Below are 18,443 nucleotides of genomic sequence, written 5' to 3' on the forward strand. Positions count from 1 at the left end.
TTCCAACGACCGTCTGACTGTGAACCTTTGATACGGTAACCAAGTGAAGAAGTCTCGAATACTCGCTCTGGTCGCGGCGCTCTTTATTGTCGCCGTGGGGCTTGTCATCTGGAATCCTTGGGATCCTTGTGATGCACCTAAACCGATATGCGAAAATTTCGAAAAGATTCAGGACCTAGACGGCATAGCCTCGGTACAAGTTGACTACGCGACTATGGCCATTGACCGCAAGGATGGGGGTAGCTCCTCCGCCACATGGACTGTGAATCTGTCAGAGAATCAACAAGATAGTGCAGCAATTGAATCTGCGGTACGCGCAGAAGAGATCCTCCAGACAACGGTAGTTCCCGCCGTAGAGCTACAAAATTACTCTCAGTACGTGCTCGGACAGCCACAGGTCGTCAAAACCGAAGCGACAACCGGGGAATATTATGCACTGAATATTTCCCCCTTTGAGGACCTTCAAAGCGAACTGCACCAAGCTTTCATGCTCAGAAATGCCGGTGCTTTGCGCGTCACCAACTCGTCCGTGGTCGTTGCCAATCCACACGACTTGCAAGAGGTAGCCAGTTTCGCCAAGGAACACGGTTTCGACGTCAGTCTAGAAACCGAGGACCAAAAAGTGCGCTATACCCCCGATCCGAAGATCGATATGGAAAAACTGGCATTAGTCATCGATGCCGGAGCTTTGCCCAACGTAGAAACAGCCCTTTACGGCAGTCAGAGGCTTTCCGTTCACAGCATCACTGCCGATAGCACCGTGGAAACTAGCGCCATTCAACAGTGGCTGGAGCAGCGCACGCCTCCACACAATGATCCATTAAGATATTCCGTTTCCTCCCCTGGCTACGCAGAAATCCTTGAGGGGTGGATTGGCAAAGCACTCCCGGATTCGTTAATCCCTGTGCCTGCACCATTACCCGAGGGAACCACTGCGTGGAAGCAAGATCCAAACGCTAATTACTGTACGACTGACGATGTGAAGTTCGAACTCAGCGCCCCTGACGCGGCTGTTGGCTCCCGATACCTATCGGTGTATGCCACGAACATTTCGGACACACCTTGTGCGGTCCAAGGCGTAGCGAATCTGGAGTTTTTCAACGAAGAGGGTCACCCCCAGACGGATGTTACCGTGACAGCAGACCCAGGAATCTCACCAGAATCAGTGGTTATCCCCGTAGGAGAAACGGCGATGACCACAATGAAATGGGGTGCCATGTCGACGTCCCAGGATCCCGATGAAACTACCAGTCTGGAAATCGCTTTACTGCCAGGTCTGGAACCGACTAAGCTCACACCACAAATTGAAGGTACAGACACCTCGTTAGATATTCTCGACGGTGCGAAGATTCGCGTTAGTCCGTGGGTGCAAGCCTTAGAAGGATGGAGCAAGCCAAACTAGTCTTGTCCGACTCGTTTCAAGGTTACGCTTGCTAGTTCAGCTAGGTATGAAGACCGCGCTTGGGAGGCCATAAACCGGTTCCACAACAGATTAATGGCAATGTATCTGAACATATTCAAAAAACTTGCGACTCATTACAGGCAGTGGAGCTAAGGGGAATCGGACCCCTGCCCTCTTCGTTGCGAACGAAGCGCTCTACCAACTGAGCTATAGCCCCGCGATACCTTTGACCTTACTCCTGAAAATTTCATTCCGGATGATTCATCCCCACCGATGACACAGGCAGACTGTGTGCCCTATGCCAGACCGCTCATTCCTCTGAAATTCCCGAAACACAAATCTCATACCCGGTGGAACACAAAAATCCCACCTCGCACGTAACGAGATGGGATTCGTGAATTTAATTTGTGGAGATAAGGGGATTCGAACCCCTGACCTTCTGCATGCCATGCAGACGCGCTACCAACTGCGCCATACCCCCAAAAGGATTGCTTCCTGATCAGGCAACTCACTAATCATAAGTGAGCGCTAATCTAGGAAGCAAATCCTATTTTTGCTTATGACTACTTGGCTTCTGCAGTGATTTCGATGATCGGGCAGTCAGACCACAGTCGGTCCAGAGCGTAGAAGACACGGTCTTCTTGGTGCTGGATGTGGACGACCACGTCACCGTAGTCCAGAAGAACCCAACGGCCCAAGCCGAATCCTTCGCGGCGAACGGGACGAAGGTCAAACTTTCCGAGGACCATTGCCTGAACCTCGTCAGCGATTGCGTTGACCTGTGGCTCAGAGCCACCGGAGACGATCAGGAACGCGTCAGTTACGCCCATTCGTTCGGCGACATCAAGTGCCACAATGTCTTCTGCCAACTTGTCAGATGCGGCCTGAGCGGCCACCTGAACGAGGGCGATAGAGTCTGCGTGTGCTCCCATGAAGTGGGGTGTCTCCTTATAGAGGTATAGATCGAGAACTTAATTGTCCTACGAAGACAGCGAACTGATCAACATGACAATACCCGCAATGAGTGCGGCACCGCCCACGCTGAGTGCAGCGATCATAGCAATCAGCATGTTGTTTGCACGCCGAACGCCGTGAGTTTGAGCATCCAGTGGCTGCAGCCCTTGAGCATTAACCGCCTCGATACGTGGCATTTCCACATTCGCTTGCGGCGCCGAAGCTTGAGCAGTCGATTGACTATTTGAGTCAGCGTTTTTTACTTGCGGATTTGCCGCTGGCTTGACCGCTTGCGTAGTCGCAGGTTTAGGTGCGGGTACGGCTTGTGGTTTCGCTGGCGCCGGTGCTGATTTAGCCGGTGAAACCTTTGAACCTGGCTTGACCACCGGCTTAACAGTTTTCGGGGCCGGTTTTGGGGGCAACTTGCCGACGCTAGGCTTCTTGGATGCCTGCGAATTATGCTTCAGTTTGTCAGAGAGTTTTCCACTGGAATCGAGGTCCAGCGAGACGCTTTCAGTCTTAGGACCTTGCACGCCAGTCTTTGCGATACGGTCTTCGACTTCGCGAATATTGCCCAGGGCTCCGGTAAAAGGATCGGAGAGCGGCTGCTCTTTACCCTTCTTTGCGTTCTCAATACGTAGTCGCTCACGCTCTGCAGCGCGACGTGAAATAATCGCAGCACGAGCTGCCATTTCGCGCTGATGAGCCAGCACTTCGAGATCAATCTCACCATCATCTTCGTTCAAAAGATTCGGATCAACTGGAGTCTTGGGATCGTGGGAGCGTCGAGCGGCTAAGGCCTCTTCAACACTCATCACCGTGGTTTCCGGTGAATCGTCGGTTGAATTCGGCTTCGAAGCCGGCTTAGCCACATTGGGCTTCTGATTCGCCGAGCCAGGATTCTGGTCCGCCAGCGACTGCAAGCGTAGCTGGCGTCGGGTCAACGGTTTTGGCTCTTCGGCCGGTTCCACCGTGGGAACGTTTGTGGTCAGCGCACCGACTTCTTCTTCAAGGCGACGGCGTTCGCGTAGTGCTTCGCGATCACGGGCACGACGCAGGGAGGCGCGCTCCCCCATTGGTTTATCTGCCGATTCGTCAGGCTTTGCAGCCGAGTCAGGCTTGACCACGCTGTCAGCCGGCTTTACAGCTGGCTTGGGAGCTGATGGAGCCGTCTTGGATTCCGTGGCCTGTTTGGGGGCTGCGCCGGCCTTTGGAGCAACGGCAGGCTTACCTGCTGGCTTCTTTGCTTCGGTGGATGACTTGTCCGGCACGCCGGATGAGATTTTACCAACCGGCGCTTTTACCGAGGCAGGCTTCGCTGGTGCTTTAGCCGGTGGTGTCTTTACTTCCGGTTTCGCCGAAGGCTTTGAATCAGATGGAGCGGCAGTTTTCGGGTCAGCTGGGCTGGCACCTGCCGAAGGCTTGACATCCTTCTTTTCAGTTGCCTGCTGATCGGCTAGCTTCTTGGCTTCCTGCTCGGCCTTACTACTGGCCAGCATGGCTTCCATTTCAGCGCGCCGCTTTTCACGCAATGCTCGCCGGCTTGAAGCCGGCTGCGTGTTATCGCTCATCCTGTTCTTCTCCCGACCGCGTAGACAAAATACCGTCACCCTTACCTAGAGATTATGCCGTGTTAGAGGTAGCAATGTGAGGTTACGACTCGGTATAGAGCCCATATTTTGCAATGTACTGCACCACACCATCCGGAACCAAGTACCAGACAGGCTTGCCTTGGGCTACTCGACCGCGACAATCTGTGGAGGAAATCGCCAATGCTGGGATTTCTAATAATGAAACGTTCTCTTGGTGAAGTTCCGGAAGCACATGTCCTGGACGACTTACACCGACAAAATGCGCCAAGTCCCAGACTTGATCTATGTCTTTCCAACTGGCGATACGACTCAGCGCATCGGCACCGGTGATAAAGAACAACTCCGCTTCGGGACGTTCGGCACGAAGATCAAGCAAGGTGTCGTGCGTATACGTTGCGCCTTCACGGTCAATGTCGACTCGGCTCACCGTGAAACCCGGGTTCGAAGCGGTAGCAATAACCGTCATCAGGTAACGATGCTCGGCGGCAGACACATCTCGTGTGGACTTCTGCCAAGGCTGTCCGGTAGGAACGAACACCACTTCATCCAGATCATATTCAGCAGCAACCTCACTGGCTGCTACCAAGTGACCATTATGGATAGGATCAAAAGTACCGCCCATCACGCCGAGGCGCAATGGGCGGTTCTTGTCTTTTGGATCAGCCAAAGCTAGTGCTTGTCGCCGTGAACCTTGAACTGACGGTGAACATCTTCACCCTCAGCGTGATCCGCGTGACGCATACCCACGTTGGTGTAGGAAACGGCGACCAGCAACAACACCATCAGCGTAAGGAAGATGCCACCACCAATGATGATTGCCATGGTGTGCGGATCCATGCCGGTGGATGCAGCTTCAGAAGCCATAATCAACGCGTTCAACTTATTTCTCCAAACGTTTTAACGAGACCATGCCTGTACGACAAACACTGGTCCGAAAAGTAACGGTACGATTCTTCTACATCCTACCGAAAACACAGAACATAAACTATTTACGAATATGCCCGTCGCCCTGAACGATCCATTTAGTTGTCGTCAGTTCGGTCAGACCCATAGGACCGCGGGCGTGCATCTTCTGTGTGGAGATACCTACTTCGGCGCCTAAGCCCAGCTGTCCACCGTCGGTGAATCGAGTCGAAGCATTAACAATCACTGCGGCAGATTCAATCTCCGCAATGAATCTCTCGGACTCTGCCAGTGATGAAGTAATGATTGCTTCGGTATGCCCGGTGGAGTACTCGCGGATATGTTCCAGCGCCTCATCCATCGTATCTACGAGCTTGACCGCGATATCCAGGTCTAAGTACTCATTACGCCAGTCATCTTCTCCGGCAGCAATAGTCTCAATCCCTGGCACCAAGGAGGCAACACGTGCGTCGGTATGCAGCGTGACGCCAGCCTGCGCGAGAGCTTTCAATACCGCCGGTGCTGCCGGAGCATCTTTAGCGATCAGCAGGGTTTCTACCGTATTGCACACGCTGGGACGGTGAGTCTTCGCGTTGAGCAAGATGTCGGTAGCCATTTCCTCATCGGCGCTTGCGCTCATGAAAATGTGCACATTGCCTTCGCCGGTTTCAATCACTGGAACCTTGGCCGTGGTCACTACACGCTGGATCAATTCTCGACCACCACGTGGGATCAACACATCGATACGGCCACGTGCTGCCATCATCGCGTCGGCGCCTTCGCGTCCGTATTCGTCCACGGAGATCACTAGGTCTCGTGGCAAGGAGACAGACTCCAAGGCGTTGCGGATGTAGTTAACCAATGCGACATTTGAGTTCAGCGCAGCGGAACCACCACGGAGCAATACCGCGTTGCCACTCTTTAGCGACAACCCCGCGATATCTACGGTCACGTTGGGACGCGCCTCGTAAATGGTGCCAATAACGCCCATTGGAACGTTGATCTGACGCATTCGCAAGCCGTTAGGGAGGGTCTCTCCACGCACTACACGTCCGACGGGATCGGGTAGGCCAATAAGTTCTTCAAGGGCTGAGATCAGTCCGTCAATACGCTGATCATCAAGCTTGAGTCGGTCAAGCATCGCAGCACTCGTGCCGCGCTCCCGACCATTTTCTAGGTCTTTGGCGTTTGCAGCCATAATTTGCTGACGGTGAGCATCGATGGTGTCAGCGATGGCGCGGAGCGCCTTATCTTTCCAATCACGGTTTGCTCGCGCAAGTGTTCGCGATGCCCGGCGGGCCCGATCTGCCAGCTGGTTGACCGACGTAGCAACGTCGGTGGTGGATTCGGTCTTGGTTTCGGCTGAATCTAGACTCATATTTGCCATTCTATTGACCCACGTCCATCAAAGCCAGATCGTCGATATGCACGACGGCTTTTTCGTAACCTTCACCGAGGGAGTCGGCGATCTCACCGGTGGTGCGCCCTAGCATTGCGGGAAGTTCTTCGGAGGAGTAATTCACTAGGCCTCGTCCGATAATGTTTCCGTCTGCATCACAGATTTCTACCGCGTCTCCGGCTTCAAATTCTCCACGAGTTGCGGTGATGCCTGCGGCAAGTAATGAGTTCGTTCCATCGGCGACGGCACGTACCGCACCGGCGTCCAAGATCAAACGACCTTCGGCGGAGGCCAGATGAGCAAGCCACACGTCACGGGCCGAACGGCGGGTGTTGCGCGCCGCAAACCAGGTTCCGACGTCCTCGCCGGCAAGTGCGCGGGCGGCGTTGTCGGTGCTGGTCACCAGGGTAGGGATGCCCGCGGCGGAGCTCATGGTGGCTGCGTCCACCTTGGTGATCATGCCACCGGTGCCCACGCCTGCCGACCCTGGGGTGCCCAGGTCGACGGTATCAAGTTCGTCGGGGTGGCCCACATGCGAAATGCGGCTTCCGCCGTCCTTCGGGTGCGCGTCATAAACCGAGTCAACATCGGAGAACAGCAGCAACGCATCGGCCTTGATCAGGTGGGCTACCAGGGCGGCCAAACGATCATTGTCGCCAAAACGGATTTCTCGGGTGGCTACCGCATCATTTTCGTTGACAATCGGCAAGACGCCCAGATTCAACAGGCGCGTCAGTGAACGCAGCGCGTTGGTGTACGTGGTGCGGTGCATCAGATCATCGGCAGTCAACAAGACCTGCCCGACGTTCAGGTCATACTTGGCAAATTCTTGGGTGTACTGCGCTAGCAGTAACCCCTGGCCTACGGCTGCTGCCGCCTGCTGGGTGGCAAGGTCCTTAGGACGCTTGTCCAATCCCAGCGGCGACAGTCCAGCGGCAATAGCGCCGGAGGAGACTAAAACGATTTGAGTGTCGTCGTGCACGGTTTGTGCGAGAGTGTCGGCCAGGAACTTCAGCCGCTCATGGGAGATTCCCCCGCTGACGGTTGTCAGCGAGCTGGATCCCACCTTGACTACTAGTCTTCGTGCTTGAGGTAGATCTCGAAGTGAGGAAATTGAAGATAATGTCTTGGTTGCTCGCACATTCATACTTAGTCTTCCTTTTCTGCTGCTCGATCCTTCGCAGCGCGTTCAGCATTCTTAGCATGTACAGACTCGGTCCAGATGCCAGCGCGACGTTCAGCTTCAAGCTCCGCACGTGCCTCGGCCTTCGCGGCACGGCGATCTTCGTGCTCTGCGCGCTTCTGTTCACGAGTCTTACGGTTTCGGTCTTCCAGACGGATGTCTTCGCCACGGCGTGAGCCGAGCAATTCTGCACCGGCAGCCATAGTTGGCTCCCAGTCAAAGACCACCGAGTTTTCTTCGGAGCCAATCACGACGGCGTCGCCAGGCTTTGCCCCGGCCCTAAACAATTGGTTTTCAACACCCAGCTTCGCTAGGCGGTCTGCCAGGTAGCCGACTGCTTCGTCATTACGGAAGTCGGTCTGCACGATCCAGCGTTCAGGCTTTTCACCAATGACACGCCAGAGCGGTTCGTTGCTCACCTCTTCACGGCGAATAACAAATTCGGTCTTCTTTCCGGTGCGTTGACGCAGCATCGGAACTTCCACAACCGGGGATTCTTCGACACGCTCGGAGCGTGCCTTCTCTACCAATTCAGCCATGGCGAAGGTCAAATCACGTAATCCATTACGTGCCAAAGCCGAGATTTCAAAGACGCGGTAGCCACGTTTTTCGAGCTCTGGGCGCACAAACTCGGCCATGTCGGCACCATCAGGCATATCCACTTTGTTGAGCGCAACAAGTTTTGGACGCTCGGTCAGAGGAATAATATTGCCGTCGGTTCCGGCGAAAGTCGAGTCGGCTTCGTAGGCCGCCAATTCGGCTTCGATGGTTTCCAGGTCGCCAATGGGATCGCGATCCGACTCTAGGGAACCGCAGTCAAGCACGTGCACAATAGCGGCACAGCGTTCAACGTGGCGTAGGAATTCGTGACCCAACCCCTTGCCTTCGGACGCACCGGGGATCAGCCCAGGGACATCGGCTACGGTGAAACGAATTTCGCCTGCCATGACGACGCCAAGGTTTGGCACCAGGGTGGTGAATGGGTAGTCAGCAATCTTCGGTCGGGCAGCCGATACGGCGGCGATCAACGAAGACTTACCGGCCGATGGGAAGCCAACCAGGGCAATATCTGCCACTGACTTCAGTTCCAGCACTACTTCTTGGCTGGTACCTGGGGTGCCAAGTAGGGCGAAGCCCGGTGCTTTACGCTTATCCGAGGCGATAGCCGCGTTGCCCAGACCACCGAGGCCACCTACGGCAGCACGGTATTCGTCACCGACCTTGACTAGGTCTGCAATGATGTCGCCATCCTTGGTTTTCACCACGGTGCCCGCTGGGACGCCAAGGATCAGGTCCTCACCCTGCTTGCCCGGGCGCAGATCGCCCTTACCTGGCTCGCCATTGGCAGCCTTGCGGTGTGGCAGGTGATGGAAGTCCAGCAAGGTGGTGACCTGTGGGTCAACGCGCAAGAAGACGTTGCCACCATTGCCGCCTGCTGCACCGTCTGGCCCACCGAGCGGTTTGAACTTCTCACGCTTGATGGACACACAACCGTGGCCACCATTACCTGCGGTGACATCTAGAGTTACGCGATCAACGAATGCAGCCACGGGGCCATCTTCTCCTATAACGGGGTGCGAGCTTATGCTCGCTTAAAGTCTATCTATACGCACACAAGGGGCGGGCCGAAATCGGCCCACCCCTTGTGCACTGAAATAATTGTCTGTCGCCTAAAGTTAGGCAGCAGTCACAATGTTCACTACGCGACGACCACGACGGGTGCCGAACTCGACTGCACCAGCAGCCAATGCGAACAGGGTGTCATCCTTGCCACGGCCTACGCCGGCGCCTGGGTGGAAGTGGGTGCCACGCTGGCGGACGATGATTTCGCCTGCCTTGACATCCTGTCCACCAAAGCGCTTTACGCCTAGGTACTGTGCGTTGGAATCGCGACCGTTGCGAGTGGAACTCGCACCTTTCTTATGTGCCATGCCTTTTAGCCTCTTTCGCTACAAAAATTGGTTATTACGATCAGCCCAAATTAGGCGATCGAGGTGACCTTGACCTTGGTCAGAGCGGCACGGAAGCCCTGGCGCTTCTTGTAACCGGTCTTGTTCTTGTACTTCTGGATAACAATCTTCTGGCCGCGGAGGTTTTCTACAACCTCAGCGGAAACCTTGACCTTAGCCAGGTCAGCAGCGGCGGAAGTTACCTTCTCGCCATCTACCAACAACAAGGCTGGAAGCTCAATAGAGCTACCTGGGGTAGCCCGAAGACGGTCTACGGTGATGAGGTCTCCAACGGAGACCTTTTCCTGGTGGCCGCCTGCGCGGACAATTGCGTACACCACGTGGGTACTCGCTTCTACTCGACGTTTATTGTCTTACCGGCGCAGAAATCAACCCGAACATCTAATAAATTAGATGCCTGAATCAGGGATCTCATGCGCTTGTGCCTTGACGCCGAGCGGATCAGAAATCCGTGATCTTGGCGTTTAGCACCGATCAACCAGATTACGCTAGTCAACACCACCGGGGCAAATAGAAACTGCCCCAGCGGGTGAAGCGTGATCAAGTTCATCTTATTTCAGTTCACGAACCGGAACTCCAACACCAAGCATTACCGGTTGCCCGGCAGCCGCTGTTGGCTTTACGTTTCGTGCACTGCTGATATCCATCTGAACCACCGAACCGGTGGCAGCAGATACCTCGGCCACACTAACCTCTGCGTGCGCATCGCCCTGGACCGAGGTGGCCCGACGGCTGCGTCGCTTTGGTTTAGTGGAACTCTGTGGGGCCACAGCGGTTGCTGCGGCTGCTGGAGCGGCTGCGGCAGCTTGGGCTACCTGCGCTCCCTGCGAGGCTGGCATTGCAAGCCCAGTCAGCATTGGCTGTCCGGACGAGCTGGGCACAGCTACGGATTCACTCTGCGCGCGAGTAGCTCGGCGTGAGCCACGCTTGCGTGCATTTGGTTCTGGCTGCTTTTCGGCAACCGGAACCTGAGAGGTTTCAGTTTCGGTTTCTGGAGCGGATGCCTGTACTTCGGCCTGCTCGGATCCGTGTCCTTGGTCCGCGTGGCCACGTCCGCGTGAACGTGATCGTGAACGGCGACGTGGCTTGCGACCAGCCTCAAGGCCTTCCGGATCTTCCCCTTCGGCTCCGCCCGGAAGGGCGGCTTCCAAGGCTTCCAGAGTTACCGAGTTCTCCTCGGAGGAAGCCTGTGCAGCTTCACCCTTAGTGACCGGGACGTTCGTTCCGTCAATCTTCAAACCAGCTTCAACAGGTTGCTCAAGGTGCGATGCCGCAGCAATATTGGCTAACGCGTGGCGAGTAACTTCGTTCTTCTCACTAGGTTCAGATTCATGATGCTCGGCGTTATGCTCTGCTGGCTTCACGTCTTCACGTTCGTTGCCACGACGGCGACGACGCTCCGGACGCTGAGACGAAGACTTCTCCGGGAACTTCTTTGCGTGAGCTTCACCGGAAGAGTTGAAGGATTTGCGGTGTTCAACTGGCTCTTCATGGGTGATGAAGCCACTACCGGAACATGCTTCACATTCTTCACCGAAGACCTCCAGCAAACCTGTACCCATGCGCTTACGCGTCATCTGTACCAGTCCTAGGCTGGTGACCTCAGCTACCTGATGCTTAGTGCGGTCACGGCCAAGACACTCGACCAGTCGGCGTAGCACCAGATCGCGGTTGGCTTCCAAAACCATGTCAATGAAGTCGATGACGATAATGCCACCAATGTCACGCAAGCGCAGCTGGCGGACAACTTCTTCGGCCGCTTCCAAGTTATTCTTGGTGACGGTTTCTTCCAGATTTCCGCCAGAGCCGGTGAACTTACCGGTATTCACGTCAATAACGGTCATTGCTTCGGTACGATCAATAACCAGCGAACCGCCCGATGGCAAGAAGACCTTACGATCCAAAGCCTTGTTGATCTGTTCGTCAATGCGGAAATTGTTGAAGATATCCTCAGACTGTTCCCACTTCTCCAAGCGGCTCATCAGATCCGGTGCCACGTACATCACGTAAGCCTCGATGGTGTCCCAAGCTTGTTCGCCGGAGACTATCAGCTTGGTGAAGTCTTCGTTGAAGACGTCACGAACCACCTTGATGGTGAGGTCAGGTTCCGAGTACAGAAGCTCTGGAGCTAGGGTCTTGGTTGAGGAAGACTGTGCTTCGATACCTTCCCACTGAGCTCGCAGGCGGTTGATGTCGTTAGTCAGCTCTTCTTCAGATGCGCCCTCGGCCGCGGTACGTACGATGACGCCAGCGTTTTCCGGCAGGTGATCCTTCAAGATCTTCTTCAGGCGCTGACGTTCCACGTCTGGCAATTTGCGGGAGATACCAGTCATCGAGCCACCTGGCACATAAACCAGGTAACGACCCGGCAGGGACACCTGACTGGTCAGACGTGCACCCTTGTGGCCCACTGGATCCTTGGTGACCTGCACGAGGACCGAATCTCCGGCCTTCAACGCATTTTCAATGCGGCGTGGCTGGCCCTCAAGTGCTGCAACATCCCAGTTCACTTCGCCGGCATAAAGCACCGCATTACGGCCGCGGCCAATATCCACGAATGCAGCTTCCATAGAAGGCAACACATTCTGAACCTTGCCCAGGTAAACGTTGCCAATCAATGAATCTTGCTGAGTCTTGGAGACAAAGTGCTCGGCGAGCACTCCGTCTTCCATCACGCCGATCTGGATACGATCTTCGCGCTGGCGCACAATCATCTTGCGCTCTACCGATTCGCGACGAGCTAAGAACTCGGCTTCGGTAATCACCTGACGACGACGACCGGTCTCACGCGATTCGCGGCGACGCTGACGTTTTGCTTCCAGACGGGTGGAACCGCGAACCGAGGTCACGCGGTCCGATGCTGGAATCTGCGACTCAACGCTGGCGCGTGGGGCGCGAACGCGGGTCACAGTGTTTGGCGGATCATCCTGCGAGCCGCCTTCAACCTCAAGATCGACATCTCCACGGCGGCGACGGCGACGACGACGCGAGGTGACATCTTCGTCTTCGGTCTCTTCACTGTGCTGCTGGCGTGGGGTTCGCGTCTTCACCGGGTTAGCGGTCTTAGCCACCGCATGCTGCACTACCGTGTGAGCTGCCTCTGGAATTGCGAACGGGTTCATGATCATCGTGTTGCCGTGCTCTGCAAGCAAGGCACCGGTGTGGTCCTCGGGCGAAACTTCGCTGGCCGCGGATCCCTTGGTTGGCTCGGTGACTGCCGCGGCAAGCTTCGGACCGGTTTCTTCCGGAACCTGCTCAACCTCAACCTCGACTGCTGTCTCTTGTGAGGCAATCTTCTCTTCAGACGCTGCGGCTGCTTGCTCGACGGCGTCACGAGCCACTTGCTGGCGGCGCTCGGCTTGGCGGCTCAGGCGCTTGACCGAGTCAGGAGTGGATACCTGTGTGCGGCGCGTGGCGCGCCAACGGAACGGGCTTTCCTCTACGCCGGCTGCGGCATTGAGTTCGGCCAGAGTTAATGCACGTCGCAGTGGACGTGAGGGGGTGGTGGCTACAGTGGTACGGCGGGCTCGCGAACGATTGCCTCGCTTATTTGACTGCGCCCCTCCCTTTCGCTGATTTGATGCGCTCATTTAAATTCGCGTACTCCTAGTTTAAATTCCCGCTTCGGCGACCTCCACAGACGGTGCCTAGGCTGAAACAACATTCGTCACGTGTCTTAAGGCCGTCCTCGATGAGTCGGCCAGACACAAAAGTCCTTGTGTGTTCCGCAGCTTGTTTCATGCCGGTCCATTTAACTGATCCGATATGCACTTGCTGCGGCTCAACGTGGCCGTTGAAAACCAGCTGCTTTCCTTTGCAGCCCTACGATCCGCGGTATTCCCTCGGGAGGCGCACGTAATGGGCACTCAACCGAAGCGATGCATCGCAAGACGATCTGTCGTTTCAAAAGTCTGTCGTCGGGTTGAAAGCAGACTGTGGATCCGCGAACAACCATTTCCATTCTCTCATATTTAGTTCATTGCAAGTTCACAAACACATATATATTGCACAGAAAAGCTCCATAGTATGAGCTATGCAAGTTGCGCGTTGACCCGCATTCGACTGAACATATGGAATAGTCAAGATATGGTTTCATCACTTGAGAGTCCGCAGAACTCGGGCGTGTTGCCCTGGTGGGCAAAAGAGCGCGGCTATGGAATATTCGCTGTACTCACCGGAACGATCGCATGGATCGCTTCAGGCATTTTGGTCTTAGAGCGCCTAGAGCTCTACAAGAATCCCGATTACATCACCAGCTGTGACTTCAACCCATGGGTCTCCTGTGGCACCGTAATGAAGTCCAGCCAAGCGGCACTCCTAGGATTCCCCAACCCATTTCTGGGAATTGTGCTCTTTGGCGTACTGATCACCATCGGCATGGCCTTGCTCGCAGGCGCCAAATTCCAGCGTTGGTTCTGGATTGGCATCCAAGCCGGCGTAACCATCGCCATGGTATTCGTAATTTGGCTCTGGTCTCAGGCACTTTACGAGATTAACGCGCTATGCCCTTACTGCATGGTGGTTTGGGCGGTCATGATTCCCCTCTTCGTCTTCACCACCTCACATAATATTGTCCGAGGCATCATCCCAGGTTCGGCAGGACTGAAAAAGTTTGTCACCGAATGGAGCTGGATTATCACCGCAATCCTCTGGGTCCTGGTTGTGGCCTCAATCGTCATGCGATTCCCGAATGCCTTCTTTGGCTAGTCTCAGCCAGCGTCGACTCATGATGGGGATCAGTGCCGTGGCGCTGATTCCCATCGGTTTATTCCTGCGCTTTCAGCCCTGGGGTTTGCTCTCGGATCTATCCGGAGGAATTCTCTACGCGAGTTTAATCTATGTTTTGGTGGCGTTCCTAGTCCCGACAGGCACACAGATTACCGTGGGATTGTGGGCACTGGGATGGTGCGTAGCGGTGGAACTATTGCAATTAACTGCTTTCCCAAGCTCCGTGGCGGACTTATTCCCACCCGCACGGTTAGTTTTGGGGACCGGTTTTGCGCCAACCGATCTAGTGGCTTACTTCTTCGGTGTGCTTTTCGCGTTTCTAGTTGATTTGATTTGGCAACGATGAATCACCAATTCGCGCTATTAGCGAAAACCTTGATGCACCGGTGCCCCACGAATTTTCGCTTACTCCCCCGCGCAATCAGGGAATTTTTCGCTTAGGCCCAATACCGCATCGACTGCTCACCATGAGCCAAATCACCCCAAGCGAGTTCAAAGCGACTAGATTAGGGTCATGGGAAGCGACAATTGGAATACAGAAAATGCCCAAGATTACGGCATCAATCTACTGATCTCGGACACAATTAGGCTCCGTGAGCTACAAGACGATGATCTACCAATCCTGACCCAGTGGTGGAACAGTCCAGAATTCATGGCACTGCAAGGAAATATTGTCCTGCCTCATCCAGGAATTGAAGCTGCCAGCCTTTTTAAGAGCTGGAGCCTGAACCGTGGGACCAAAGATGGTGTGGGTCTGTCCGTGACGCTGCCAGATGACACTTTGATTGGACACACCGCACTTTATAACTTCAACGCTCCGGCACGTTCGGCTGAACTCATGCTGATGATTGGCGGCTCAAACGTCGGCCAGGGATACGGCACCGTCGCAACGAAGATGATCGTTGACTTTGGCTTCCGAGAAATGGGACTGAACCGAATCGGCTTGGGAATCTGGGCATACAACGAACGCGCACTGCGCACGTTCTCTCGTGCCGGCTTCCGCGAGGAAGGCCGCCACCGTCAGGCAGGATTCCACGATGGAGCATTCCATGACCGTATTCTGATGAGCTTGCTCGCCGAGGAGTATTTCGGGAACTAATCCCCTACTGACTCAAACTAGCTCTGATGGGGTGCTTGTCCACGTTTTCGTGGATAAACACCCCATTTTGTTGCTCCAGTGGCTTATAAACACAAAAGCCAGACCCGAAATTAGCTTCTCTCGGCGTTGTGGCGATTGCTAATCCACTCGTTAGCCTATTGTTGAAGCTAGTTAGTGTCAGTTACAAGGAGTACCCATGGATTTTCTCCGTAAACTTAAGTTGCCGCAGCGTCAGCCAAAAGCCGCTCCGTCAGCATCCCCAGAGCCTCCGGTAGGTGAACTTCTCAACGAGTCTGAAGCGGCTAAGCCCAACTTCACAGTACCCGGGCTATGGACGGACATGCTCGGTCGTCTGGGTATTCGCAGCGCACAGTTGCTAATCGTCGGAACACTAGCAGCGTTCTTTATTATTGGCTTGTTGCGCCTCACAGTGATCGTTATCCCGACCCTGCTCGCGGTGATTATTTCTTGCGCATTGTGGCCACTGGTACTGAAACTGCGCAAGGTCTTCTCCCCCTTGCTTTCCGCATGGATTGTCTTCCTCGGTTCATTATTGGTGCTTGGCGGAATTGGTACCGGCTTAGTCTTCTCGGTCATCAAAGAATGGCCTAGGCTTGTTGATCAGGCGGTCGAGGGCTTTAATCAGCTCAACGACATGGTCCAAGGTTTCATTGGCAATATGCCACTATCCATTGATCAATCGCAGATCGATAGTGTCGTAAATTCCGTCACCTCGTTCCTGACAAGTTCGCAGTTCGGAACAGGCGCGCTCAACACGCTCAGTGCCGCCGGTAGCTTCGTGACCGGACTGGTCTTACTGCTGGTGATATTGTTCTTCTTCCTGAAGGACGGCGACCGGATCTGGGCTTTTGCCGTCTCTTGGACGCCAAAGCACTACCGCAACAAGTGGATTCTTTCCGGAGATCGTGCTCTGCGCACCTTCGGCGGATACATTCGTGGAACCGCAACAGTCGCCGCCGTAGATACTCTGGGTATCGCAGCGACGTTGTTGATCTTGCAAGTTCCTTTGGCTCTGCCGCTGGCGGTTATTGTCTTCCTCGGTTCGTTCATTCCGATGGTTGGTGCCACCGTGGCCGGTATTTTGGCTACGCTGATCGCCTTGGTAACCAACGGTCCAGTCGTCGCATTGATCGTGCTGGCAGCGGTAATCATCGTCAACCAGCTAGAAGGTAACTTCCTTCAGCCGGTGGTCATGGCCAACGCGCTGAACTTGCATGCTCTTGTAGTCTTGATCGCTCTGGCCGCCGGCACCGTGCTGGCAGGCATTATCGGCGCCGTGTTGTCTGTGCCATTGACCGCAGCTGCTTGGGCAGTGGTCAAGGTCTGGACGGATAGAGATAACTCGCATGCCGTTGATGATGCCAAGAAGGACATCGAGGCGGAGGTCAAACCAGAAGATAATAAAAAATCGCTGGACACCGACGATTCTCTTCCCGAAGGCACCCCCCGAGGTGCCGAAAGCTAGAACTCGATAGTGCATTGTCTTGGCCTCACCGATTGTGGTGGGGCCAAGACTTTTTTGTATTGAAAGGAGTAGACGTGCCTGGAATAAAACGTGAAATCATCACCACGCATACAACGGTGTCCCTAGGTCGTTTTCTGCCCTCGGACTTTGCTGCCGTACATGAGTACGCCACCGACCCGCTGGTCTATCGATATGCCGAATGGGGCCCGAACACCGAAGCGCAGACTCACGAGTACCTGTTGGACGCCTGTACGCCGTCCACAGAGGCGTTAACTCTGGCAATGCTCGTCGAAGGTCAGCTCATTGGGGCCGCGGCCGTGTGGACCACCGACGAGCGACACCGGTGCGGCGAGCTTGGCTACAGCCTCAACCAGCGCTACTGGGGTCGCGGATACGCTACCGAAGCGGCACAGTTGCTCCTTGAACTAGGCTTTGGCACTCTTGATCTGCATCGCCTCACTGCCACGTGCGCGCCACAGAATACCGCTTCCCGCCGGGTCTTGGAAAAGGCTGGCTTGAACTATGAGGGGCTGTTACGCGGACACAAACTCATCAATTCTCAGCGCCGCGATTCATTGCTATTCGCAAAGCTCAGAACTGATTAGGGCCGTCATCTGGAGACCTGCAACGTTGCGCTTTCTTCTAGTGATGTGTTTAATGTGACTCAAGTGAAAGAAGCGGCTTTATGTGACAAGTGCGGCGCCTGGAGAATCGTTGTCACAGCAACAAGATCCGGTTTTTAGTTAGATCTGATCTCAACGCAGGCCACGCTTGACTACACCAACGAAGTGCCTTTGAGCGCTCACTGCGATATTTAGGAGGTACTCATGCTGAATTTCAGCTATGAGGATGCACTAAAGAATTTTTCTAGTTTGGTCGATAATGTCGTGACCGAACATGCAGTTGTCTCTGTTTCCAGGTCCCCCAAAGAATCTGTCGTCATGCTCTCCAAAGATGATTATGATTCCATTCGTCAGTCTTCGGTACCGGCCTCGGCTCATGCTTCATGGAGCTCATCCCCCGCTCCAAGCGCATCACTTGTACCGCATTCGCATAACTCCCTGGATGACTGGTTCTAAGTTCCAGCGGAGCTCCTGAGCATGAAGCAGTGAATTGAGTGCTTGCAACATTGCTCCTTCCTCAGCCGTCCAGCTTAATATTTCTTTTCTGCTCGCGCTTCTTAGCGTTGCTTAGCCCGGGCTGGATACTAAAAATCCCTGTCCGCCCTTTAGAGGGCAGACAGGGATTTTTGCTCTCGTCGAAGAGCGATACAACGTGGCTTACTTGGCGAACCAGATGCCGATTTCACGTTCTGCAGACTCAACCGAGTCCGAACCGTGAACCAGGTTCTGCTGAACCTTCAGGCCCCAGTCGCGTCCGAAGTCACCACGGATAGTGCCCGGTGCTGCGCTGGTTGGATCGGTAGTACCTGCAAGCGAGCGGAAACCTGGGATGACTCCCTGGCCTTCGGCAACAATCGCAACAACTGGGCCCGAGAGCATGAATTCCACCAGTGGCTCGTAGAATGGCTTGCCCTCGTGCTCTGCGTAGTGCTCGGCCAGCAACTCGCGAGTTGCGTTCAGCTGCTGCAACTCGGCGATGGTGTAGCCCTTCGCTTCAATGCGAGCGAGGATCTGGCCGGTTAGGCCGCGCTTCACACCGTCTGGCTTGACGAGAATGAGAGTACGTTCGGTCATGTTTCTACCTCTTCGTTCCTAGATACTTTG

At 54.9% G+C, this 18,443-nt stretch carries 18 protein-coding genes and 2 tRNA genes; 7 read left to right on the plus strand and 13 right to left on the minus strand.

Annotation, left to right across the window (positions count from 1 at the left end):
* Positions 1–43: 43 nt before the first annotated feature.
* The gene (locus tag ACX5K5_RS09060; RefSeq protein WP_346059926.1) at positions 44–1,402 is read left to right on the plus strand and encodes a DUF4232 domain-containing protein; all 1,359 of its coding nucleotides are present in this window, start codon (positions 44–46) and stop codon (positions 1,400–1,402) included.
* Between the two features lie 144 nt (positions 1,403–1,546).
* On the opposite strand, the gene ACX5K5_RS09065 is transcribed toward ACX5K5_RS09060, so the two are convergent.
* From ACX5K5_RS09065 to ACX5K5_RS09120, 12 genes are all read right to left on the minus strand, one after another.
* A tRNA-Ala gene (locus ACX5K5_RS09065) sits at positions 1,547–1,619 on the minus strand.
* A 191-nt stretch (positions 1,620–1,810) separates the two neighbouring features.
* Positions 1,811–1,883: transfer RNA gene (locus ACX5K5_RS09070), tRNA-Ala, on the minus strand.
* An 82-nt stretch (positions 1,884–1,965) separates the two neighbouring features.
* A complete protein-coding gene (gene rsfS / locus ACX5K5_RS09075; protein WP_096254664.1) occupies positions 1,966–2,334 on the minus strand; it encodes a ribosome silencing factor in 369 nt (122 codons plus the stop codon).
* Positions 2,335–2,382: 48 nt separating this feature from the next.
* Positions 2,383–3,927, minus strand: coding sequence for a dihydrolipoyllysine-residue succinyltransferase component of 2-oxoglutarate dehydrogenase complex (locus ACX5K5_RS09080; protein ID WP_459174317.1), 1,545 nt, complete (start codon positions 3,925–3,927; stop codon positions 2,383–2,385).
* Between the two features lie 82 nt (positions 3,928–4,009).
* Entirely contained in the window at positions 4,010–4,570 is a 561-nt protein-coding gene (nadD, locus tag ACX5K5_RS09085) for a nicotinate-nucleotide adenylyltransferase (protein WP_229677245.1), read from the minus strand.
* Between the two features lie 47 nt (positions 4,571–4,617).
* Positions 4,618–4,812, minus strand: a complete 195-nt coding sequence (locus tag ACX5K5_RS09090) for a hypothetical protein (protein WP_229677240.1) — start codon at positions 4,810–4,812, stop codon at positions 4,618–4,620.
* 121 nt (positions 4,813–4,933) lie between these two features.
* Complete coding sequence (locus ACX5K5_RS09095; RefSeq protein ID WP_229677241.1) at positions 4,934–6,229, minus strand: glutamate-5-semialdehyde dehydrogenase; 1,296 nt, start codon at positions 6,227–6,229, stop codon at positions 4,934–4,936.
* Positions 6,230–6,239: 10 nt separating this feature from the next.
* On the minus strand, positions 6,240–7,397 hold the full coding sequence (proB, locus tag ACX5K5_RS09100; RefSeq protein WP_096254659.1) for a glutamate 5-kinase: 1,158 nt from the start codon (positions 7,395–7,397) through the stop codon (positions 6,240–6,242).
* A gap of 2 nt (positions 7,398–7,399) precedes the next feature.
* Positions 7,400–8,983 (minus strand): GTPase ObgE, encoded by a 1,584-nt coding sequence (obgE, locus tag ACX5K5_RS09105; protein WP_096254658.1) that lies wholly within the window; start codon positions 8,981–8,983, stop codon positions 7,400–7,402.
* Between the two features lie 126 nt (positions 8,984–9,109).
* On the minus strand, positions 9,110–9,364 hold the full coding sequence (gene rpmA, locus ACX5K5_RS09110; protein ID WP_096254657.1) for a 50S ribosomal protein L27: 255 nt from the start codon (positions 9,362–9,364) through the stop codon (positions 9,110–9,112).
* A 50-nt stretch (positions 9,365–9,414) separates the two neighbouring features.
* Complete coding sequence (rplU, locus tag ACX5K5_RS09115; protein WP_096254656.1) at positions 9,415–9,723, minus strand: 50S ribosomal protein L21; 309 nt, start codon at positions 9,721–9,723, stop codon at positions 9,415–9,417.
* A gap of 231 nt (positions 9,724–9,954) precedes the next feature.
* A complete protein-coding gene (locus tag ACX5K5_RS09120) occupies positions 9,955–12,993 on the minus strand; it encodes an Rne/Rng family ribonuclease (RefSeq protein WP_443437866.1) in 3,039 nt (1,012 codons plus the stop codon).
* A 496-nt stretch (positions 12,994–13,489) separates the two neighbouring features.
* Between ACX5K5_RS09120 and ACX5K5_RS09125 the strand changes: the two genes are divergently transcribed.
* From ACX5K5_RS09125 to ACX5K5_RS09150, 6 genes are all read left to right on the plus strand, one after another.
* The gene (locus tag ACX5K5_RS09125) at positions 13,490–14,110 is read left to right on the plus strand and encodes a vitamin K epoxide reductase family protein (protein ID WP_096254653.1); all 621 of its coding nucleotides are present in this window, start codon (positions 13,490–13,492) and stop codon (positions 14,108–14,110) included.
* Positions 14,094–14,477, plus strand: coding sequence for a ribosomal maturation YjgA family protein (locus ACX5K5_RS09130; RefSeq protein WP_229677242.1), 384 nt, complete (start codon positions 14,094–14,096; stop codon positions 14,475–14,477). Before ACX5K5_RS09125 ends, ACX5K5_RS09130 begins: the two co-directional genes overlap by 17 nt.
* Positions 14,478–14,645: 168 nt before the next feature.
* The gene (locus tag ACX5K5_RS09135) at positions 14,646–15,230 is read left to right on the plus strand and encodes a GNAT family N-acetyltransferase (RefSeq protein ID WP_096254651.1); all 585 of its coding nucleotides are present in this window, start codon (positions 14,646–14,648) and stop codon (positions 15,228–15,230) included.
* A gap of 196 nt (positions 15,231–15,426) precedes the next feature.
* The gene (locus ACX5K5_RS09140) at positions 15,427–16,716 is read left to right on the plus strand and encodes an AI-2E family transporter (protein WP_188687431.1); all 1,290 of its coding nucleotides are present in this window, start codon (positions 15,427–15,429) and stop codon (positions 16,714–16,716) included.
* A gap of 74 nt (positions 16,717–16,790) precedes the next feature.
* Positions 16,791–17,321 (plus strand): GNAT family N-acetyltransferase, encoded by a 531-nt coding sequence (locus ACX5K5_RS09145; RefSeq protein WP_205738248.1) that lies wholly within the window; start codon positions 16,791–16,793, stop codon positions 17,319–17,321.
* A gap of 222 nt (positions 17,322–17,543) precedes the next feature.
* Positions 17,544–17,795: a type II toxin-antitoxin system Phd/YefM family antitoxin gene (locus tag ACX5K5_RS09150; protein ID WP_096254649.1), complete on the plus strand. Its 252-nt coding sequence runs from the start codon at positions 17,544–17,546 to the stop codon at positions 17,793–17,795.
* Positions 17,796–17,996: 201 nt separating this feature from the next.
* Here the strand turns inward: ACX5K5_RS09150 and ndk are convergent, their stop codons facing one another.
* On the minus strand, positions 17,997–18,413 hold the full coding sequence (gene ndk, locus ACX5K5_RS09155; protein WP_096254648.1) for a nucleoside-diphosphate kinase: 417 nt from the start codon (positions 18,411–18,413) through the stop codon (positions 17,997–17,999).
* Positions 18,414–18,443: the final 30 nt, after the last annotated feature.

The organism is Glutamicibacter bergerei, assembly GCF_054495185.1.